General features: G+C 71.1%; 23 protein-coding genes and 3 tRNA genes. 12 read left to right on the forward strand and 14 right to left on the reverse strand.

Annotated features, from left to right (window positions below; translation table 11 throughout):
• The first annotated feature begins 14 nt into the window (after positions 1-14).
• From ACFY29_RS14035 to ACFY29_RS14050, 4 genes are all read left to right on the forward strand, one after another.
• A complete protein-coding gene (locus ACFY29_RS14035; RefSeq protein WP_386985914.1) occupies positions 15-794 on the forward strand; it encodes a polysaccharide deacetylase family protein in 780 nt (259 codons plus the stop codon).
• Positions 795-948: 154 nt separating this feature from the next.
• Positions 949-1,021, forward strand: a tRNA-Glu gene (locus tag ACFY29_RS14040).
• Positions 1,022-1,052: 31 nt separating this feature from the next.
• A tRNA-Asp gene (locus ACFY29_RS14045) sits at positions 1,053-1,126 on the forward strand.
• A gap of 99 nt (positions 1,127-1,225) precedes the next feature.
• Positions 1,226-1,299, forward strand: a tRNA-Phe gene (locus tag ACFY29_RS14050).
• 170 nt (positions 1,300-1,469) lie between these two features.
• Here the strand turns inward: ACFY29_RS14050 and ACFY29_RS14055 are convergent.
• Positions 1,470-1,631 (reverse strand): hypothetical protein, encoded by a 162-nt coding sequence (locus ACFY29_RS14055; protein WP_386985916.1) that lies wholly within the window; start codon positions 1,629-1,631, stop codon positions 1,470-1,472.
• A 323-nt stretch (positions 1,632-1,954) separates the two neighbouring features.
• On the opposite strand from ACFY29_RS14055, the gene ACFY29_RS14060 reads away from it, so the two are divergent.
• On the forward strand, positions 1,955-2,530 hold the full coding sequence (locus ACFY29_RS14060) for a TetR/AcrR family transcriptional regulator (RefSeq protein WP_386985918.1): 576 nt from the start codon (positions 1,955-1,957) through the stop codon (positions 2,528-2,530).
• Between the two features lie 51 nt (positions 2,531-2,581).
• Positions 2,582-3,370 carry an SDR family NAD(P)-dependent oxidoreductase gene (locus ACFY29_RS14065; protein WP_386985920.1) on the forward strand — a complete coding sequence of 263 codons (789 nt, stop codon included), beginning with the start codon at positions 2,582-2,584 and terminating at the stop codon, positions 3,368-3,370.
• Positions 3,371-3,500: 130 nt separating this feature from the next.
• Here ACFY29_RS14065 and ACFY29_RS14070 read toward each other — a convergent pair whose 3' ends face one another.
• Positions 3,501-4,448: a hypothetical protein gene (locus ACFY29_RS14070; protein ID WP_386985922.1), complete on the reverse strand. Its 948-nt coding sequence runs from the start codon at positions 4,446-4,448 to the stop codon at positions 3,501-3,503.
• Between the two features lie 165 nt (positions 4,449-4,613).
• On the opposite strand from ACFY29_RS14070, the gene ACFY29_RS14075 reads away from it, so the two are divergent.
• Positions 4,614-5,135 (forward strand): SRPBCC family protein, encoded by a 522-nt coding sequence (locus ACFY29_RS14075; protein WP_355600859.1) that lies wholly within the window; start codon positions 4,614-4,616, stop codon positions 5,133-5,135.
• A 61-nt stretch (positions 5,136-5,196) separates the two neighbouring features.
• On the opposite strand, the gene ACFY29_RS14080 is transcribed toward ACFY29_RS14075, so the two are convergent.
• Both ACFY29_RS14080 and ACFY29_RS14085 read right to left on the reverse strand, forming a co-directional pair.
• On the reverse strand, positions 5,197-5,904 hold the full coding sequence (locus ACFY29_RS14080) for a DUF2786 domain-containing protein (protein WP_386985924.1): 708 nt from the start codon (positions 5,902-5,904) through the stop codon (positions 5,197-5,199).
• A 201-nt stretch (positions 5,905-6,105) separates the two neighbouring features.
• The gene (locus tag ACFY29_RS14085) at positions 6,106-6,495 is read right to left on the reverse strand and encodes a hypothetical protein (RefSeq protein WP_328422382.1); all 390 of its coding nucleotides are present in this window, start codon (positions 6,493-6,495) and stop codon (positions 6,106-6,108) included.
• 155 nt (positions 6,496-6,650) lie between these two features.
• Between ACFY29_RS14085 and ACFY29_RS14090 the strand changes: the two genes are divergently transcribed.
• Positions 6,651-7,994, forward strand: coding sequence for an ABC transporter substrate-binding protein (locus ACFY29_RS14090; protein ID WP_386985926.1), 1,344 nt, complete (start codon positions 6,651-6,653; stop codon positions 7,992-7,994).
• A gap of 65 nt (positions 7,995-8,059) precedes the next feature.
• Here the strand turns inward: ACFY29_RS14090 and ACFY29_RS14095 are convergent, their stop codons facing one another.
• Both ACFY29_RS14095 and ACFY29_RS14100 read right to left on the reverse strand, forming a co-directional pair.
• On the reverse strand, positions 8,060-8,803 hold the full coding sequence (locus ACFY29_RS14095) for an enoyl-CoA hydratase/isomerase family protein (RefSeq protein WP_355600865.1): 744 nt from the start codon (positions 8,801-8,803) through the stop codon (positions 8,060-8,062).
• The gene (locus ACFY29_RS14100; RefSeq protein ID WP_386985929.1) at positions 8,800-9,657 is read right to left on the reverse strand and encodes a 3-hydroxyacyl-CoA dehydrogenase family protein; all 858 of its coding nucleotides are present in this window, start codon (positions 9,655-9,657) and stop codon (positions 8,800-8,802) included. The genes ACFY29_RS14095 and ACFY29_RS14100 overlap by 4 nt, the downstream gene beginning before the upstream one ends.
• Positions 9,658-9,833: 176 nt before the next feature.
• Here ACFY29_RS14100 and ACFY29_RS14105 point away from each other — a divergent pair, with 176 nt between their 5' ends.
• On the forward strand, positions 9,834-10,136 hold the full coding sequence (locus ACFY29_RS14105) for a hypothetical protein (RefSeq protein ID WP_074315850.1): 303 nt from the start codon (positions 9,834-9,836) through the stop codon (positions 10,134-10,136).
• Between the two features lie 51 nt (positions 10,137-10,187).
• On the opposite strand, the gene ACFY29_RS14110 is transcribed toward ACFY29_RS14105, so the two are convergent.
• A complete protein-coding gene (locus tag ACFY29_RS14110) occupies positions 10,188-10,967 on the reverse strand; it encodes a class I SAM-dependent methyltransferase (protein ID WP_328422373.1) in 780 nt (259 codons plus the stop codon).
• Between the two features lie 54 nt (positions 10,968-11,021).
• On the opposite strand from ACFY29_RS14110, the gene ACFY29_RS14115 reads away from it, so the two are divergent.
• A complete protein-coding gene (locus ACFY29_RS14115; protein ID WP_386985931.1) occupies positions 11,022-11,411 on the forward strand; it encodes a PPOX class F420-dependent oxidoreductase in 390 nt (129 codons plus the stop codon).
• 78 nt (positions 11,412-11,489) lie between these two features.
• On the opposite strand, the gene ACFY29_RS14120 is transcribed toward ACFY29_RS14115, so the two are convergent.
• Together ACFY29_RS14120 and ACFY29_RS14125 are read right to left on the reverse strand one after the other, a co-directional pair.
• Positions 11,490-11,699: a BldC family transcriptional regulator gene (locus ACFY29_RS14120; RefSeq protein ID WP_007073996.1), complete on the reverse strand. Its 210-nt coding sequence runs from the start codon at positions 11,697-11,699 to the stop codon at positions 11,490-11,492.
• A 250-nt stretch (positions 11,700-11,949) separates the two neighbouring features.
• On the reverse strand, positions 11,950-12,789 hold the full coding sequence (locus ACFY29_RS14125) for a hypothetical protein (RefSeq protein WP_355600871.1): 840 nt from the start codon (positions 12,787-12,789) through the stop codon (positions 11,950-11,952).
• 192 nt (positions 12,790-12,981) lie between these two features.
• On the opposite strand from ACFY29_RS14125, the gene ACFY29_RS14130 reads away from it, so the two are divergent.
• Positions 12,982-14,064, forward strand: coding sequence for a Glu/Leu/Phe/Val dehydrogenase dimerization domain-containing protein (locus ACFY29_RS14130; RefSeq protein ID WP_328422367.1), 1,083 nt, complete (start codon positions 12,982-12,984; stop codon positions 14,062-14,064).
• A 299-nt stretch (positions 14,065-14,363) separates the two neighbouring features.
• Positions 14,364-14,579: a DUF3073 domain-containing protein gene (locus ACFY29_RS14135; protein ID WP_328422365.1), complete on the forward strand. Its 216-nt coding sequence runs from the start codon at positions 14,364-14,366 to the stop codon at positions 14,577-14,579.
• Between the two features lie 143 nt (positions 14,580-14,722).
• Here ACFY29_RS14135 and amcA read toward each other — a convergent pair whose 3' ends face one another.
• From amcA to ACFY29_RS14160, 5 genes are all read right to left on the reverse strand, one after another.
• Positions 14,723-14,959, reverse strand: a complete 237-nt coding sequence (gene amcA / locus ACFY29_RS14140) for a multiple cyclophane-containing RiPP AmcA (RefSeq protein WP_355600875.1) — start codon at positions 14,957-14,959, stop codon at positions 14,723-14,725.
• Positions 14,928-16,031 carry a cyclophane-forming radical SAM peptide maturase AmcB gene (gene amcB, locus ACFY29_RS14145; protein WP_386986755.1) on the reverse strand — a complete coding sequence of 368 codons (1,104 nt, stop codon included), beginning with the start codon at positions 16,029-16,031 and terminating at the stop codon, positions 14,928-14,930. The genes amcA and amcB overlap by 32 nt, the downstream gene beginning before the upstream one ends.
• A 130-nt stretch (positions 16,032-16,161) precedes the next feature.
• The gene (gene purM, locus ACFY29_RS14150; RefSeq protein ID WP_328422361.1) at positions 16,162-17,316 is read right to left on the reverse strand and encodes a phosphoribosylformylglycinamidine cyclo-ligase; all 1,155 of its coding nucleotides are present in this window, start codon (positions 17,314-17,316) and stop codon (positions 16,162-16,164) included.
• A 61-nt stretch (positions 17,317-17,377) separates the two neighbouring features.
• Positions 17,378-18,916, reverse strand: a complete 1,539-nt coding sequence (gene purF / locus ACFY29_RS14155) for an amidophosphoribosyltransferase (RefSeq protein WP_328422359.1) — start codon at positions 18,914-18,916, stop codon at positions 17,378-17,380.
• 168 nt (positions 18,917-19,084) lie between these two features.
• Positions 19,085-19,438 (reverse strand): sterol carrier family protein, encoded by a 354-nt coding sequence (locus ACFY29_RS14160; RefSeq protein WP_386985935.1) that lies wholly within the window; start codon positions 19,436-19,438, stop codon positions 19,085-19,087.
• Between the last annotated feature and the right edge of the window lie 106 nt (positions 19,439-19,544).

A 19,544-nucleotide genomic window follows, 5' to 3' on the forward strand; every position in this document is an offset into this window, starting at 1 on the left:
CCCGGGAGCGACAGATGCAAGCCCGCGCCGCCCTGGCGTCCGTCCTCGCCATGGTGCTGGCCCTGTCCGGCTGCGCCCAACCGGACGGCACCATCGCACCCGCCGGCGCGCCGCAGCCGGCGGAGTCGACCACGCCGCCGAAACCCACCACGTCGCCGCGCCCGACCCGCACGAAGCCTCCGTTGCGGCCGCTGCCGGCCAAGCTCCCGGACGGCCTGCGCCGCAACACCGGCGTCGGCCCGGTGGCGCTGACCTTCGACGACGGGCCCAGTCCGGCCTGGACGCCCAAGGTGCTCGACCAACTGCGGGCGGCCCGGGTGACCGCCACCTTCTGCCTGGTTGGCCATGAGGTGCAACGCCACCCGGAGCTGGTGCGGCGGATCGTCCGGGAGGGGCACCAGCTCTGCAACCACAGCTGGCGGCACGATCTCGACCTCGCCCGGCGGCCGATCGCCGAGATCCGGGCCGACCTGACCCGGACCAACAAGGCCATCCAGGCGGCGACCCCGGGCGCGCCGGTGCCCTTCTACCGGCAACCGGGCGGTCGCTGGACGAAGGAAGTACTCGCGGTGGCGAAGGAACTCGGCATGCGTCCGCTGCACTGGAACGTCGACCCGCAGGACTGGGGCAAGCCGACCGCCGCCACGATCGCTCACCGGATCCACTCCGCCGCCCGGCCCGGGGCCATCGTTCTGCTGCACGACGGCGGCGGCGACCGGGCCGCGACGCTCGCCGCCTGCCCGCGCCTGATCGCCGACCTGAAGCGCCGCTACGGCATCGCCCGACTCCGCTAGACCGGGCCTGACCTGCGGTTATGCGCTGATCCAAGGCTTCGGCCATACCGGTTTTGTCGACCGACCGAGCATCACGTATGCTTTCCAAGCCTCCGGCGGGGCCGGATGGGAGCAAGTCCGCTAGAAGTTGCGAATGTGCAATGATGGCGGGGCCGCCCTCATCGTCTAGCGGCCCAGGACGCCGCCCTTTCAAGGCGGTAGCACGGGTTCGAATCCCGTTGGGGGCACGACCGGCGCAAGCCGGAGCAACACAAGCTAGGTCCTGTGGAGCAGTTGGAGTGCTCGCCGCCCTGTCAAGGCGGAGGTCGCGGGTTCAAGTCCCGTCAGGACCGCAGCGCCGACGCCGCGCCCAGCGCGGCGTTCTGCGTATCGGAGCGTGTGACCCTGCCAGCGGTTCATCCGGTTGGCGGGTAGCATGAGCCGAGCGACACGGCCAGGTAGCTCAGTTGGTACGAGCGTCCGACTGAAAATCGGAAGGTCGGCGGTTCGACCCCGCCCCTGGCCACATAGCCTTTCGCCGGGCTACAGGAGCGCCGACCAGCGGAAACGCCGGTCGGCGTTCTGCTTTGCACCCCGCCGGCCCGTCTGTCCGGTCTGACCCTCGTTGACCCCGGAATCCCGCTGATGGCCGTACGGGGATGTCGCGCGACTGCCCCGGCACATCACCATGCGCAGCTAGCGACGGAGCAGCGAAAACGCTCCCGCCGCCGCCGCCGTCAGCAGCAACAGCAGTGACACCGCGAACAGGGTGCGTCCAAGCGGACGGGGCATGGAGATGAAGAACGGTGCCTGCTGGACCAGCAAGCTCGCACCGATCACGGCCTGGGCGATGCCCACCCGCACGGGCTGGGACCGATCTCCCGGCTTCAGGCGTGCAAGCCGAACCCAGGCTGCGGGAAACCGTCGTGACACGGCCACACGCACCCCGAGTACAACCGAGGCTAGGCCGAGGGCCACGACCACCAGGTCCACAACTCTGCCCCTCCCTCACCTCTTACCCACTCCGCCTCCCCCTTCCTTACTGACCCAGGGGTGACGTGCGGGGGCGGGGCGTGGGGTTCGGGCCGGCTGACTTTCTGCCCCGCCGCTGGTCGTGAGCCCATCGGGTGACTGCTCCCACAGTTGTGGACTGATCAGTTCCTTACCTCTATGGTTGTCGCATGGGTAGGCCAAGGACGTTCGACATCGACACGGCAGTGGACCGTGCGATGGAGTTGTTCTGGCGTCAGGGGTTCGAGGCGACCTCGACGGAGGATCTCGTGGACGGCCTCGGAATCGCCCGGGGCAGCCTGTACAAGGCGTTCGGATCCAAGGAGCAGCTGTATGCGCTGGCCCTTCGCCGTTACTGCAAGCGCCACGCGGTAGGGCTGATCGAGGTGTTGGACCGGGCGGAGCAGGTGCGTCCGGCGATCCGGGCGGTGCTCCTGGAGTTGGTGGAGGCCGACCTGGCCGATCCGGAGCTGGGCTGCCTGCTGGTCAACGCGGCCACGGAGCGCTCGGCGCACCCGGACACGGTGCAGCAGGTCTCGCGCACGATGGGTCAGGTCGAGTCGGCCCTGGCCGGGGCATTGGAGCGGGCGCGGGCCCGCGGGGAGATCGCGGCGGACAAGAAACCGCAGGAGCTGGCCCAGTTCTTGACCACGTTCCTGCAGGGTTTGCGGGTGATGGGCAAGGCCCGCGCGGATCGTGCGTTCCTCGACAACGCCGTGGAGGTCGCCATGGGCGCCCTCGACTGACTTTTTGCTGCCCGAATTAGGAACTGATCAGTCAACAACTGGGGAGTAGTAGTGGATCTCGAACTGCAGGGCAAGGTCGTCATCGTCACCGGCGCGAGCAAGGGCATCGGTCTGACCACCGTGGCGGCGTTGCTCGACGAGGGTGCGCACGTGGTGGCGAGCAGCCGTACGAGTACGCCAGAGCTCGACGCCCAGGCCGCGCGCGACGCCACCGTGGTGCTGGCCGACATCACCGATGCGGAAACCCCGCAGCGGCTCGTCGACGCCGCGCTGTCGACGTACGGGCGGCTGGATGTACTGGTCAACAACGTTGGCGCCGGCAGCGTCCGGTCAGGATTCCTCGACGTCGACGACGCCGAGTGGGCGCGCGTGTTCGACGTGACGTTCTTCAGCGCCGTACGCACGAGCAGGGCGGCCCTGCCCGCCCTGGTGGACAACGGCGGAACGATCGTCAACATCAGCAGCATCAATGCACGGCTGCCGTTCCCGATGGTGGTCGACTACTCCGCGGCCAAGGCGGCGATGTCCAACCTGACAAAGACCCTGTCGGAGGAGTTCGCGCCGCGCGGTGTGCGAGTCAACGCCGTCTCGCCCGGCCCGGTGCGGACCCCGTTCTGGACCGGGCCTGACGGTTTCGCGCACGCCGTTGCCGCCGGCGCGGGTGTCACCGCCCAGCAGGCGCTCGACGAGGTCGTGCCGCAGAGCATGGCGATCAGCACTGGCCGGATCACCGAGGCAAGCGAGGTCGCCCACCTGGTGCTGTTCCTTGCCTCCGCCCACTCTGCCAACACCACCGGCGCCGAGTTCGTCCTCGACGGCGGCCAGGTCAAGACGCTCTGAGCACACCTGTCCCTCGGGACGTGGACATCCCGGCCAGGCAGCGGACGACAGGAGCAGCCGCCCATCACAACATGATGGGCGGCTGCTCTCTTCAGCTCGCACTGTCACCTGTGGCTCGGCTCCGCCGCCGTCACTGGTCCCGACGCCCCTGCTGGCGGTGCTGCGCCACGCCTCCCTGGATCGCCTCCCACACGCTGCGCCCGGCCTGCCGGAGGGTCTCCCCCGCCTGCTCGGCGAGCTGAGCCGCGCTCTGGGCTGCGGCGTAGGCCCCACCTGACACGCCACCGCCGTCCTGACCGCCGTCAGGCTGACGCTGACTCTCGGGTCCCTGCGCCTCCGGCCGCCGACCTTCCGTAGCGGCGGGCTTCGGTCGTTCCTGCTCACCGGCCCCCGGGCCACCGGCCCCCGGGCCGGGACCACCGACACGCGGCCCACCAGCACCCGGGCCGGGACCACCGACACGCGGCCCAGGACCGCCAGCGACCGGCCCGGGACCACCCACACCCGGCCCGGGACCACCGACACGCGGCTCAGGACCACCAGCACCGGGCCCGGGGCCACCAGCACCCGGCCGGAGCCGATCGGCGACCGGGCTGGCCGTGCCCACCCGCCGGCCCAGTTCGCCGGGTACGTCGCCGGGGCGCTGCGCCGAGCCGGTGGCCTCCACGGCTCCCGCGGCCAACTGCTGGGCGCTGCGGTTGACGTCGTTGATCGCGATGCCGGCCGTCCGGCCAAGGGTCTCGATGATCTGCGGGTTGCTGTCGATCGTGTCCAGCGCCCGGCCCAGGATGGTCGCCAACTGCTCCAGCCGCACCCGCAGCTGCGCCTCGGCCTGCACGCCGTTGATGTCCAGCTCGACGCTGTGCAGATGCACCCGTACGCCGGCGTCGATCTCCAGCAGGTTGGCCAGTCGAGCCCGCAGCGAGAGGTCGGCGTCCAGCCCGTTCACCGCCAGCCTGATCGACTCGACGGTGACCCTCGGAATGTCGAGCAGGATGTCCGGATCCCCACCGTCGTCGACCCGGTCCGGCCGGTCGAGGTCCTGGTCCGGCTCCCGCTGCTGCGCGCTCTCGCTCATGCTCTCCCGCTCCGCCGTACACCCGCCTGGTCGTCCGGGTTGTCCGGCGCGGTTACCCGCTTTCCGGCGGGGCATCCCGTCCGTGACGGTCCGACAACCCACTGTCCGGAACCGGGCACCCATCGAAGCTGCGCACCCGGGCATCAGCCGGTATGGTCCGGGCCTATGGGACAGGGGATGACTGATCCGGCCGACATCCGGCAGGACCTGGAACGGTTCTCCTTACGGTGCAGCCTCCTCGTCCCGGGCGCCGCCGAGCACGCGTTCGCGGTTTTCACCGACGATCTGACTGACTGGTGGGTCACCGAGTACACCTGGTCCGGCCCCGAGGCCCTCGCCGAGCTGGGCATGGAGCCGCGGGCCGGCGGGATGCTCTACGAGATCGGCCCGTACGGCTTCCGCGCCGACTGGGGCCGGGTGCTCACCTGGGACCCGCCGCGGCGGCTGGTCTTCGCCTGGCAGCTCGGTCCCGACCGGGTGCCGGTGCCGGACCCGGCCCGGGCAAGCGAGGTCGAGGTGCTGTTCCTCCCCGACGGCCCCGAACGCACCCGCGTCGAGCTGGAGCACCGGCACTTCGACCGGCACGGTGAGGCGGCCGAGGGGTACCGCAAGGCGCTCACCGCCGGCTGGCACGACCTGCTCACCCGATACCTCGCCACGGTCTCGCGCCGCCGCCCCATCACGTGACCAACGCCGCCACCGGCGACCCGTGACCAACGCCGCCACCGGCGACCCCGCAGCCGTTGGCTCAGCGGTCGAGCTGTCGTTCCCTGGCTGCGCCGCCGCCGAGGTCTCGGCCGCCCAGGTCCGCGCGGCGGCCGGCCTCCGCCCCGGAGCCGAATCCGGTGCCGGCCAGCCGGCGCGGTGGTGCGGTGCGCAGCCGCGGGTACTGCTCGGCCAGCCGGCGCTGCACCCGGTCGGAGCGGTCGGCCAGCACCAGCGCCACCGACGGCGTACCCGGTTCGCTGGCCGCCGCGGTCTCGGCCGCCCAGAGCCGGCCCCCGATCACCTGCGCGAAGCCGGCGAGCCAGGACCGACGGAAGGCGGCCGGATGCTCGCCGGCCGGCACCGCCGTGCCGGCCAGGCCGTGCGCCGCCTGCACGAGCAGTGAGGTGAAGAGCAGATCGACCCGCTCCAGGTCGCTGGCGAAGCCGAACAGGTGCAGCGCGAACCCGCCGCCCTGTCGGCGCCGTACGCAGCGGCAGCGCAGTGGTTCGGCGACCGCGGCGAGCAGGCCGACCTTGTCGCGGGCGTACGGAGCGACGATGTCGACCACCCGATCGCCGACCGGGTCGGTGGCCGGGTCCCGGGCCGCGAGCAGCGCCCGATCCACGCCGTAACGGGCGATCAACTCGGTGGCCTTGGCGGTGAACGCGGCCGCCTCGGCGGGCGTGCAGGCCGGATCCTCGGCCTGGGCCAGCAGCTTGCGCACCTTGCTGAGCATGGCCTCGGACATGCCCCCAGAGCTATCACATCCACCGGCCGGCGCGGGGGCGAGCCTGCACTGATCAACCGGTGTCGTCGTCCTGACCGGTCTCACCGTCCTATGCGGACGGTCAGGTCGACAAGCTGCGTGACGAGCACGAGGGTCGCGGGTAACGCGTCCTGAGCAACCCACCCGGGCGCGGCGGCCGCCCCCGGCGGGCGCCCGGCATCATCAGCCCGACCGACTGCGCAGGGTGGCGATCGTCGAGCCGGCGAGGGTGAGCAGGCAGTCGGGGAGCAGCCCGTCGGCCACCGCCGCACCGAAGAGCGCCTCCCCGGTCGGTACGTCCCGGTTGGCGTACGCGCTGACGAACCGGGCCACCCAGCGGGTGTCGTAGTCAGCCTGGTCGATCCCCGGGAAGTCGAGGGCACATCCGCTGCCCGACGGTGCGTCACCGACCATCGTCGCGGCCAGGCACCAGGCGACCCCGTACGCGCCGTTCAGGCCGGCACGGTCGACGACCGCGTCGAACGTCCCCACCACCGCGTCTCCATCCCCGGCCAGCGCCGAGCGGAGCACGGAAGCCGCGTCGTCGATCGTTTGCTGTGGTAGGTCCGTCACCCAGCGCACAGTAGGACGGCCGGTCAAGGCCCACCCCGACCGTCACTATCCGTGTTCGAGGCGAGCGACCTGCGCATTAGGCCACCTCCACGGTCCCGCCGCTGGGCCCGGCACGCTAATGTGCGCAGCGGACCTTCGCCGGAGGAAGGACGACCATGTTCGTATCACGCCGCTCGCGGGCAGCCTCATTGGCCGCCTGCGCGACGATCCTGCTCGCCACAAGCGCTTGCGGGGATGACAAGGCCGAGGAGGGAAGCGCTCAACAAGTGCGCCTCTACGGCACGGACGGCAACATGCTCAACTCCTATCCTGCGGAGTTGAAGGAACGTGCCAACCTCGTGGACGGGATGAAGGGAACCACGCCGCTCACCCCGCTGCCGGATGACTTCAAGAGCCGGCTACGGTCCGTCGACCCGGCGCTGACGGACTACCTCTACGCCGCCGAGACGTACGACGCGGTGGTGATCGGAGTGCTCGCCGCCCAACTGGCCGGGAGCACGGACCCGGCGGCCATCGCCAAGCAGATCGTCGGCGTGACCAACGGCGGCCAGCGCTGCGAGGACCCGGCGACCTGCCTGACGCTGGCCCGCGCCGGGCAGGACATCGAGTACCGCAGCGTGTCGCTGACCCGGGCGGGCTTCACCGACAAGGGCGAGCCGGCCACCGCGAGCTACGCCACGCTGACGTTCGACGGCCAGCAGATCAACGACGGCAAGACCGAGTTCGTCGGGGCGGGCACCGAGTCGGCGGCGAGCACCAAGGCGCCGCCGAAGCCGAGGAAGCAGCCCGCCGGCGGAGACGCCGACCAGGAGCCGCTGATCCTGGGCGGCCTGCTGCCGAAGACCGGTGACCTGGCGATCGCCTACCCGCCGATGGCCGCTGGCGCGGCGCTGGCGATCCGGGAGATCAACGCCGGTGGCGGCGCGCTGGGCAAGCCGGTGACCTGGGTGGACGGCGACGACGGCACCAGCCCGGCGGTGGCCAAGGCGACCGTGGCCAAGCACGTGGCGGACGGCGTCAGCCTGATCATCGGCGCTGGCGGCTCGGGTATCTCCCGCGAGGTGCTGCCGGACGTGGTGGCGGCCGGGAAGATCCTCTTCTCGCCGTCCAACACCGACAGCGGCCTGACTGACGTGGAGGACAAGGGCCTCTACTTCCGCACCGCGCCGCCGGACAGCCTGCAGGGCCGGGCGCTGGCCGACGTGATCCTCCGCGACGGGTCGCAGAAGATCGTCATCGTCGCCCGCAAGGACTCCTACGGCGAGGGCCTTCAGGCCACCGTCCGTGACGAGCTGGAGAAGGCCGGGATCACCGGCGACCGGCTCAAGCTGCTCACCTACGAGCCGCCGGCCGACGCCAAGGCCCCGCCGGTGGACTTCACCGACGGCGCCAAGGAGATCAAGGACTTCGGCGCGGACGCCGTGCTGGTCATCGGCTTCGGCGAGTCCGCACAGGTGATCCGGGCGCTCGCCGACAGCGGGGTGCAGATCCGGCACTGAGCACCGACCACGGACCACGACGGCCGCACCGGCATTCCGCCGGTGCGGCCGTTTCCGTCCCCGCGTCAACGGGTCCGGCGGCGCTCCAGGAACTCGGTCATCCGCCGGTGCTTCTCCTCGTCCTCGAAGAGCACCGCCTGGCTGACCAGGTCGAGCTGCGGGTGCGCGGCGGCCGGTGCGTCCACCGCCAACTTGGTGAGCCGCAGCGCCAGCGGCGAGCCCTGGGCCATCTCGTCCAGCAGCCCGTGCGCCACCGTCAGCAGCTCACCGGGCTCGTCCACGACCCGGTTCACCAGGCCGATCCGCAGCGCCTCCGCGGCGTCCACCCGCCGGCCGGTGAAGAGCAGCTCCTTGGCCCGGGCCTCACCGATCAGTGCGGGCAGCCGGTGGGTCGCGCCTGCGCCGGCCAGGATGCCCAACCGCACCTCCGGCTGGCCGAAGAACGCCCGCGCCGTACACACCCGCAGATCGCAGGCGTACGCCAGCTCCGCGCCACCGCCCAACGCCGGGCCGTCGACGGCGGCCACACTCGGCATCGGCAGCGCCCGGATCCGGGCGAAGGCGGCCGAGTTGATCGCGGCCAGGGCGTCCGTGCGGCCCCGCTCGCGGAGCTGGCCGATGTCAGCGCCACCGGCGAAGATGCCCTCCGCGCCACCGGTGAGCAGCAGCAGCCGGGGGCGCGCCTCCAGCTCGGCGCAGACCTGGTGCAGCTCGGCGATCAGGTCGGCGTCGATGGCGTTGCGCTTCTCCGGCCGGTCCAGGGTGACCACCACCCGGTCCGGTCGTTCCTCGATCCGCAGCCCGCTCACCGCTTCACCCCGCCGTCCCACCGGTAGAAGCCGTGCCCGGACTTCTTGCCCAGCCGCCCGGCGGCCACCATCTCCACCAGCAACGGCGGCGGCGCGAAGCGATCCCCGTACGCGGCCTGGAGGGTACGGGCGATGTCCAGCCGCACGTCCAGGCCGACCAGATCGGTCAGCTCCAGCGGCCCGATCGGGTGCCGGTAGCCCAGCACCATCGCCTTGTCGATGTCGGCCGGGCTGGCCACCTCGTCGGCGACCATCCGGATCGCCTCCAGGCCGAGGGTGACCCCGAGCCGGGAGGTGGCGAAGCCGGGCAGGTCGCGTACCACGACGGGGTCCTTGCCCAGCCGGCCGGCGAGCGCGACGGCCGCGGCGGTGGTCTCCTCGGCGGTTGCCGGGCCGACCACGACCTCCAGCAGCGCCATCGCCCAGACCGGGTTGAAGAAGTGCAGGCCGAGGAAGCCCTCGGGCCGGTCCAGACCGGCGGCCAGCTCGCCGATGGCGATGCTGGAGGTGTTGCTGCCCAGCAGCGCCGGGTGCAGCGCGGCGGCGTCACGTAGCACCGCCCGCTTCAGGTCGAGCCGCTCCGGCACCGCCTCCACGATCACCTCCGGGGCGGGGGCGACCTCGGCGAGGGTCGGGCGCAGCGTCACCCGCAGCCGGTTGGTGGCGGCCTCGTCGGCGCTCAGCTTTCCGCGCTGCACCGCCCGCTCCCACAGGTCGGCGAGCCGGTTCAGTGCGGTCGCGCCCCGGCCGGAGTCCACCTCGACCAACTCGACGGCGTACCCGGCCCCGGCCGCCACGTACGCGATGCCGAGCCCCATCGTGCCGGCACCGACGACCACGAAACGATCGCTCATCACGCCTCCCTGTCCCGCCCGGCGGCGCGCGGGGTCCCCGCCACGCCAGCCTGGGTGTTCCGCCCACTCCGCTCGCTCATGGTGCGACCCTATGCAGCACGGCGACCCGGCCCATGCGTGGGGGAGCGCGGGATCGGGTACAGACGGCCCGTCAACCGAGGGAAGGACCAGTCGACATGAGCCAGGCACCGGAGAGCGTCACCGACCCGGGTAGCACCGACGGGGAGACCGTGGAGACCCGAGGGGACGAGCGGGTCGACCTGCTGCGCGCCGACACCAACAACGACGGCCGCACCGACGTGTGGGTGGTGGACACCGACGGCGACGGCAAGGCCGACCTGTTCCAGTTCGACACCAACGGTGACGGCAAGGTGGACATCACCATGGTCGACATCGACGAGGACGGCACCCCGGACGAGGTGGTCGACGGCGACGGCGGGCTTCCGCCCGAGCAACTCCCCCCGACCGTCCAGGTCTGAGAGGTAGGGAAGGGCCCCTCCCTGTCGCGGGGCCCTTCCTCACCTGGGTGCTCAGTCGGCGAGGCGCAGGGTAGCCAGGTAGTACGGGGCATCGCGGTCGTCCACATCGGTCAGCCGCCAGCCGCTGCCGTGCACCAGGCTGGCGAACTCGTCCGCCGAACAGACCAGGTAGTCGAACCACTCGGTGCCCAACTCCCGGTAGCGCAGCCGGAGCCGTAGCTGGCCGCCCAGCCGACCCCGGCTGCGGTTGCGCTCGTGGTAGCCGGTGTGCAGCGGGTCACGGGTGCCGTACGGGTCGGTGCCGTGCGCGATGATCTGCGCCCCCGGCCGGGCCAGCGCGGCGAGCGCGGCCAGGAACCCGGGTGCCCGCTCCCGCCCCTCGAACAGCCCCAGGTTGTTGCCGAGCAGCAGGAACGTGTCGTACCGCTGGCCGTCGGCGACGTGCGTGTCCACGGTGCCGTGGACCAGCCGCCGGACCCCGCGCCGCCGGCTCACCGCCAGCGCGCCCGCCGAGGTGTCCAGCCCGGTGACCGGTACGCCGCGCTCCTGGAGCAGCAGCGCGATGCGGCCGGCACCGGTGCCGATGTCCAGCGTCTCGCCCTCGGCCCGGTCCACGGCCCGGTGGTCGTACGGCTGCCAGTCCGCCGGCGCGTCCAGGTAGTGCGCGGCCGGCGCGCCGTTGATCAATCCGTCGTCCCGCTCGATGATCTCGATGACCGGCCGGGGCAGTCGCCCGCCGACCAGCGGTCGGGGACCCACCCCGGAGGCCACGGCGAGCGTGTCCCTGAGCAGTTCGCCGACAACGTCACCGATTAGAGGATCCCCCGTCACGACGTTCACGCTATCCGGCCACTCAGCGGCCCGCAGCGGCCGTATCCTGGCGGCGTGACCACGCTGGACAGACTGTCGGCCGAGAAGTACATCCTGCTCACGACCTTCCGCAAGGACGGTCGGGCGGTGCCGACGCCGGTCTGGGCGGTACGCGACGGCGAGGCGTTGGCGGTCTGGACCCGGGCCGACTCGGGCAAGGTGAAGCGGATCCGCCGCAACGGCGAGGTGACCGTGGCGCCGTGCGACGTGCGAGGCCGGCCGCACGGTGCGGAGGTGCCCGCCCACGCGACGATCTACGGTGGCGGCGACACGGGCCGGGTACGCGACCTGCTCAAGCACAAGTACCGGCTGCTCGGTCGACTGAGCCTGCTCGGCAGCCGGCTGCGCCGCGCCGAGGGCGGCACGGTCAGCATCCGGGTGACGCTGGCCGACGGGCGCGACTGAGGCCGGGCGCGCTGGCGGGCGGACATGGAAAGGGGCGGCGGATCGAGATCCACCGCCCCTGACCGGAAAAACTGGCGCTCAGTCACCCTGCCGCTGCTGCGGGATCTGGCCCTGCAACAGCGCCCTGACCTCCGACTCGCGGTAGCGACGGTGGCCACCCAGGGTGCGGATGGCGCTGAGCTTGCCCGCCTTGGCCCACCGGGTCACCGTCTTCGGGTCGACACGGAACATCGACGCCACCTCGGCCGGCGTGAGTAGCGGCTCTGGTTCATGCGTTCGCGATGCCATCGGTCACTCCTCCACATGTATAGACATCGGCCGGGGTCCCGCCGGCCGACGCGTCTCCCATGGTCCGGCTAGTCCCCGATGTCCGACATGGGCCGAACGGATGAAGGTCCCTAGACGGACGGATGAACCATGCCCGATTTTTACTACTTTTACATGTCAGAAAGTACCTTATTCGGACTCATGATCACGGTTCGTGATGCGTCAACTACGAGCACACCTCACCTTGAGAGCGCTCCTTGGGCGATTTGCCTTAGTTGCACCGCTCCAGCAGCTGCACGGCGCGCCACCGGGCCACCAGCTTGTCGTACGCGGCCGACGCCTCCTCGGCCTCACCGCGGGACAGCCCGGCGAGACCGCCGGCGACCAACTCGGGCGAGTCGTCCGCGGCCAGCGTCTCGTCGGAGAGCAGATCGACCAGGCCGCCGTAGTCCAGCTCCACCACCGAGCGAGGGTGGAACTCCTCCAGCCAGCGGGCCGCCTCCTCCACCGCGTCAGTGATCGGCGCCTCGCCCACCGACTTACGCAGCACCGACAGCGCCCGTGACGAGCGGCGGCGGGCCTTGGAGATCTCGGTCCGGTAGCGCAGCGCCCGTCGGCCCGGCTGGGCGACCAGGTCCCGCTCGGAGGGGTCGAAGAGCACGAACCACCGCAGCGGCACACCCCAGGTGGCGATCTGCTCGTGCACCCGGGGCACCCCGTGCTCCAGCACCCGGGCTCCACTGCGCCAGTCGTCCACCACCGCCCTGGCCTGCCCGGCGAGCACCGGCGGCACGAACGCGTCGGCGAGCACCGAGGGCACCCCGTCCCGGGCGCTGAGCGCCGCCTCAGCGACTCGGATCCGCAGGTTCCAGGGGCAGACCAGCAGGCTGTCGTCCGTCTCCAGGACGTACGCCTCCTCCGGCAGGTCCGGTAGCCGGGTCCAGCCCGCGCCCAGCGCCTCGATCACCGCCGTCCGCTGCCGGCCGGGCCCCTCCACCGGGGCCACGGCCCGCCCCTCCGACACGTAGCGGCGCCAGTAGCTCTGGCGGTCCCGGTCGAAGGCGGTCAGCGGTTCGTACACGCGCAGGTAAGAAGCGAAGAGCGACGGCACGGCGCGATCCTCCCACGAACCGCACCCGGACGCGGTCAGCGGCCGGACCACGCGCGCCGCAACGTGGGACGCCGGCAGCGCGTCGGGCACCCCCACGGCGGCCGATACTAGGCTCGACGGCACCGGCAGCATCCCCGCCGGGGTCCACCAGGTCCGCGTCCCACAAGGACGCCACCATTCCAGGAGCCAGTCATGGGCGTATTCGCGAGCACCGACGACCCGGTATCGACCGGACACGAACAGGTCGTGTTCTGCCAGGACAAGCAGAGCGGCCTGAAGGCGATCATCGGGATCTACTCCACCGCGCTGGGGCCCGCGCTGGGCGGCACCCGCTTCTACCCGTACGCCAGCGAGGATGACGCGCTCGCCGACGTGCTCGACCTGTCCCGCGGGATGGCGTACAAGAACGCGCTCGCCGGGCTGGACCTGGGCGGTGGCAAGGCGGTCATCTGGGGCGACCCGGAGCAGATCAAGAGCGAGGCGCTGCTGCGCGCGTACGGCCGCTTCGTGGAGTCGCTGGCCGGCCGCTACTACACCGCCTGCGACGTCGGCACCTACGTGGCGGACATGGACGTCATCGCCCGGGAGACCCGCTACGTGACCGGCCGCAGCGTCGAGCACGGCGGCGCCGGTGATTCCTCGATCCTGACCGCCTGGGGCGTCTTCCAGGGCATGCGGGCCTCCGCCGAGCATGTCTGGGGCACCCCGAGCCTGCGCGGCCGCCGGGTCGGCGTGGTCGGCCTCGGCAAGGTCGGCAAGTACCTGACCGGGCACCTGCTGGAGGACGGCGCCGAGGTGGTGGCCACCGACGTCAACCCGAAGGCGCTGACGTGGGTGCGCACCAACCACCCGGAGGTCACCCTGGTGGACGACCCCACCGCGCTGGTCGCCGCGGACATCGACGTGTACGCCCCGTGCGCGCTGGGCGGCGCGTTGAACGACGACACCGTGCCGGTGCTGCGGGCCAAGGTGGTGACCGGGGCGGCGAACAACCAGCTCGCCCACCCGGGCATCGAGAAGCTGCTGGCCGACCGGGGCATCCTGTACGCCCCGGACTACGTGGTCAACGCCGGCGGTGTGATCCAGGTGGCGGACGAGATCGAGGGCTTCAACTTCGATCGGGCGAAGCTGCGGGCCACCCGGATCTACGACACCACCCGGGAGATCCTGCACCTGGCGGACGCCGAGGGCGTTCCTCCGGCGGTGGCCGCGGACCGTCTGGCCGAACGGCGGATGGCCGACGTCGGCCGGCTGCGCACGATCCACCTGCGCTGAGCGACCCCGGAGGCGGATCGACCGGATCCGCCTCCGGGCCCCGCCGCCGGCCCGGCTCGGTAAGCTGAGGCCGAGTCAAGTTTGGTGCGTTTTGTCCGGTGTCACGGGTGCTCTCCGTTCCGCTCCTTACCGGGTACACTGGGTTACGGCCGGATCGACGCGACGCGCAGAGCCGGTTGACGGTAACCCGAGGTGCCGAACGATGGCATCCCCATGTACCGTAAGAGCCACGAGAGATGCCTGACGTCATCGGGGCCCGCCTTCGGGCTGCCCCGCATTCTGTGCGAGGGGGTCGAGCCATGGGGCGCGGCCGTGCTAAGGCCAAGCAGACAAAGGTGGCCCGGGAGTTGAAGTACCACTCCCCGAACACCGACCTCACCGCCTTGCAGCGCGAACTGGCGGGTGCTGGTAAGTCTGAGCACCACTTCGACGACGACTCAAAAGAGTTCGTCGACGACGATGATGAGGATCACGCGGACGACGACCCGGATCCCTGGGTTCGTCCGACCCACTGACCTCTCGACGTAGCTGAGCACGCGGTGACCCCCGCGTGCTCACGCATGTGCCCGTCGAGAGCGCTACCGGCACCGACGATCAGGGGCCTGGCCCGGCGGGAGACCTCTCCGGCCGTTCGACAGGCCCCTGACCGCGGTCCCCGTCAGCGTGGCCGGTTGTTCCAGTTGTAGAAGGTCGGGATGTTCTCGAAGTGGTTCCAGGCGCAGACCGCGCTGGCGCCGTCCCCGCCCGATACCTCCGCCCGCAGCCGCCGTGCGTCCTCGGCCTCCTGAAGCAGCTCGACGAGCCCCGGGGCCACCTCCCGCACCCGCTCGGTGACTCCGTCCGGGGCGTCATCCGCCTCGCGCTCAGGCAACCGGTGACTCGTGGTCTCGGGCATGCTCCAACACTCCCTCCAATAGGCGGATCTTGCTGTTGCGGCAGTGCTCGGTCTCCGTACCGTCGAAACGCCCCAGCTCGAAGTAGCGGTTGGCCGCATGGCCACCGCCACAGAAGCCGAAGTACGGGCAGGACGTCCGGCACGACTCCACCCCGGCCAGGAACTCGCCCACCCACGGCGTCGCGGCAGCGCCCGTGAGGATCTCGGCCAGCGGGGTGGTCAGCACGTTGCCGCTGCTGAAGTCGCCGTAGCGGGGGTCGGTGAAGCCAGCCAGCTCCGGGGAGAGCACGGTCACCGAGCCGTCGTGCCCGATCGTCGGGATCGGGTCCAGCCGGCGGGGCAGCACGCTGTCCGCCGAGTTGTCGAGCACCGCCGCGGCGTAGCGCAGCGACCACTCGATCTCGCGCAGGTGAATCCGGGGCTCCCGGCGCCAGGCCGCCACCAGCTCCGCCCAGAAGGCGGTCACCGCCGCCGCGTCGTGACGGTTGTCGCGGGTGTTGACCCCCTCGGTCTCCTCGATGTTGATGCCCAACACGTCGCAGCCCAGCCCGAGGAAGTAGTCGTACAGCTCGGCGGCGAGCCCCGACTCCGGCCTGGACACCACGGCGAGCGCGGAGAACGGCAGCCCGTGCCGACGCAGCGCGGCGACCCCGCGCAGGATCCGGTCGTACGCCGGCTGGCCGCCCCGGTTGACCCGGTCGCCGTTGCGCTCCCGGGGCCCGTCCACGCTCACGCTCACCCGCACCTCGTGCCGGGCGAAGAAGTCGCACCAGTCGTCGTCGATCAGCGTGGCGTTGGTCTGCACGTGGTGCTCGACCTGGGGCCCGAACGGCGCGATCAGGTCGGCCAGGTGCTCCCGGCCGGCCGCCAGCGGCTCACCGCCGTGCCACACCACCGAGAATCGGCCGGCCGCCGCCCACGGGTTGACCGCCGCCGCCACCGCCTCGGCCACCGACACCGGCATTCGCCTGTCGGCGGCCCGGAACGGCAGGTAGCAGTACGCGCAGTCGAGGTTGCAGAGGGTGGTGGGCTGCATGACGACGTACGACGGGACGGCGGCCAGACCGCGCATCCCGCTGAACGACTGTCCCCGAGCAGCCATCGCCCTCCTCCGCCTAGCCTGAGGGTGCCCTTCAGGCTAGGCGGCATTGGCCACTCGGGTGAAGCCCTGATCAGGTGCCCGTACGATCACCAGAACGTGATCATCCGCGGGTGTGCTGGCCAACCATCTGCACGTTGCCGGTGCCCTCGATGATCTCGCCGGCCTGCCACGCCTCGACCCCACGGCCGGTCAGCGTGGCCAGCGCGCGGTCGGCGTCCTCGGCCGAGACGATCGCGAACATGCCGACGCCCATGTTGAAGGTCGACTCCATGTCCTGGTCGTCGATCCGACCCTTCGACTGGATCAGGTCGAAGACCGGCTGCGGCTTCCAGGTGGACCGGTTGACCACCGCGTCGACGTGCTCGGGCAGCACCCGGACCAGGTTGCCGGGGATGCCGCCGCCGGTGACGTGGGCCAGCACCCGCACCTCAGCCTCGGCGATCAGCTTCAGGCAGTCCTTGGCGTAGATCTTGGTCGGGGTGAGCAGCTCCTCACCCAGGGTCCGCTGCCGGCCGAAGTCGTCGATCACGATGTCCAGCCGCATCCGGGCCGCGCCGAGCAACACGTGCCGGACCAGCGAGTAGCCGTTGGAGTGCAGGCCGGAGGAGCGCATGGCAATCACCACGTCGCCCACCTCGACCCGATCCGGGCTGAGGATGTCGCTCTCCTCAACCACGCCGACGCCGGTCGCGGAGATGTCGTACTCGTCCGGGCGGAGCACGCCGGGGTGCTCGGCGGTCTCCCCGCCCAGCAGCGCGCAGCCGGCGTAGCGGCAACCGTCGGCGATGCCCGCGCCAATCTCGGCGACCTTGTCCGGAACCACCTCGCCGGTGGCGATGTAGTCGAGCAGGAACAGCGGCTCGGCCCCACAGGCCACCAGGTCGTCGACGACCATCGCGACCAGGTCGATGCCGACCGTGTCGTGGATGTCCATCTGCTGGGCGATCACCAGCTTGGTGCCCACCCCGTCGGTGGAGGAAGCCAGGATCGGGTTCTTGTACTTGGTCGTGTCCAGCCGGAACAGGCCGGCGAAGCCGCCGAGGTCACCCAGCACCTCGGGGCGACGGGTCTGACGCACCTTCGACTTGAGCAGCTCCACCGCGCGGTCACCCGCGTCGATCGAGACGCCCGCGTCGGCGTACGAGACCGAGCGTTTGCGGGTCTGACGGCCGGCGCCGGCCGTCCAGAGCTGGCGGTCGCCGCCGGCGCCGGTCGGGCTGCTTCCTGCGCCGCTGCGCTCGGACACGTGCGTCACGGTTCTCCCCTTTGTGGTTCTCGGTGCCGCACCGGCGGTGGCCGGGCCGCGCCGGTTGGTGCTACGGGCGGTTTGCGGTCACGCCACCCGGAGTGGCGACGAGCGAGCCGTTGGTGTGTGGGGCTTCCGGTGCCGAGTTGGCGACCCGTCGGCCCACCCCTTCGAGCACGTGCTTGCCGATCAGGTTGCCGGCCGGCAGCTCGATCGGGTACTCCCCATCGAAACACGCCCGACACAGCCGGGTCTTCGGCTGCTCGGTCGCGGCGATCAGGCCAGGAAGCGAAACGTAACCCAGCGTGTCGGCTCCGATGGAACGCCGGATGCCGTCGTTGTCCAACCCGTTGGCCAGCAGCTCCGCCCGAGTGGCGAAGTCGATGCCGTAGAAGCACGGCCAGCTGACCGGCGGGGAGGAGATCCGGACGTGCACCTCCAGTGCCCCCGCCTCGCGCAGCATCCGCACGATGGCCCGCTGCGTGTTGCCGCGGACGATCGAGTCGTCCACCACCACCAGCCGCTTGCCCCGGACGTTCTCTCGCAGCGGGTTGAGCTTGAGCCGGATGCCGAGCTGGCGCAGGGTCTGCGACGGCTGGATGAAGGTGCGCCCCACGTACGGGTTCTTCATCAGACCGGCACCGTAGGTGATGCCGGACGCCTCCGCGTAGCCGATCGCGGCCGGGGTGCCGGACTCGGGCACGGGGATCACCAGGTCGGCCTCGACCGGGTGCTCCTTGGCCAACTGCCGGCCGATCTGCACCCGTGCCGCGTGCACGTTGCGCCCCGCGATGGTGGCGTCCGGGCGCGCGATGTAGACGTACTCGAAGAGACAGCCCTTGGGCTCCGGCGCGGCGAACCTGGTGGAGCGCAGCCCGTCCTCGTCGATCGCGATCAGCTCGCCGGGCTCGACCTCGCGCACCACGCTGGCGCCGACGATGTCCAGCGCGGCGGTCTCACTGGCGACCACCCAGCCGCGCTCCAACCGGCCGAGCACCAGCGGGCGTACGCCGTGCGCGTCGCGAGCCGCGTAGAGGGTCGACTCGTCCATGAAGACGAAGCTGAACGCGCCCCGCAGCTGCGGCAGCACCTCCATCGCGGCCGCCTCGACCGACAGGTCCGGTCGGCTGGCCAGCAGCATGGTCACCAGGGAGGTGTCGTTGGTCGAGCCGTCCGCGACGAGGCCGCGCTCGGCGACCTCCTTCTCCAACTCGGCGGTGTTGACCAGGTTGCCGTTGTGGGCCAACGCGATGGTCGTGCCGGAGCTGGTCGACCGGATGGTCGGCTGGGCATTTTCCCAGTTCGAGGCGCCGGTCGTGGAATAGCGGGCGTGCCCGATCGCCAGGTGGCCGCGCAGGCTGGCCAGGGTGGGCTCGTCGAAGACCTGGGCCACCAGGCCGAGATCCTTGTAGACCACCACGCCGGAGCCATCGCTCACCGCGATGCCCGCCGCCTCCTGGCCGCGATGCTGGAGGGCATAAAGGCCGAAATAGGTCAGATTGGCGACCTCTTCGCCCGGAGCCCAGACGCCGAAGACGCCGCAGGCATCCTGCGGGCCAGGTCGTTGGGGGTCAAGGTCGTGGCTCAGCCGGCCGTCGCCTCGGGGCACTACCGCTCCCTCATGCTGGTCTGGACCGGCCTGGCGGGGATCACGGGGCGGATCCACACTCCTCGGCCGGGACCACTGTCGTCGCCTGACAGTGTACGCGAATTGCCATGAATACAGATAGTCACGATTTCCCTGCTGAGCGTGACGACCACCTGGACATTGGGGCAACTAGAGGGGCAGATATGCAGAGAGGTCCGCGCGGACGCCGCTCACCTGGACTCGACCGTCGGTAACCGCCTCGGTCCAATCGATTCGCCCGGTGGCCAGCGCCAGCCAGGTGTCCGGGGCCATCTCGACCACGTTTGGCGGGTTTCCCCTGGTGTGTCGAGGACCCGGAACGCACTGGACAGCCCCGTATGGTGGGACGCGTACCTCCACCGATCGGCCGGGGGCGCGCTCCGCGAGGACGGCCAACAAGGACCGGACCGCCTCCCGGAGCACCGGCCGTTCGGGCGTACGCCCCTCGTCGAGCGCCGACAATGCCGCCGCAACGGCGGTGGACTTACTGTACGGAGAGGACACGACGGGACGATACGACCCGCGGGCAGAGCACCCGACGCTGGCCCTGGGTCGCGCCGATCCAGTAAGACAAGGCATAGTTGCCGACGGCGTATTCGTACCGTGATAA

The organism is Micromonospora sp. NPDC000668, from assembly GCF_042897975.1.
In the GTDB taxonomy this organism is placed as follows: Bacteria; Actinomycetota; Actinomycetes; order Mycobacteriales; family Micromonosporaceae; genus Micromonospora.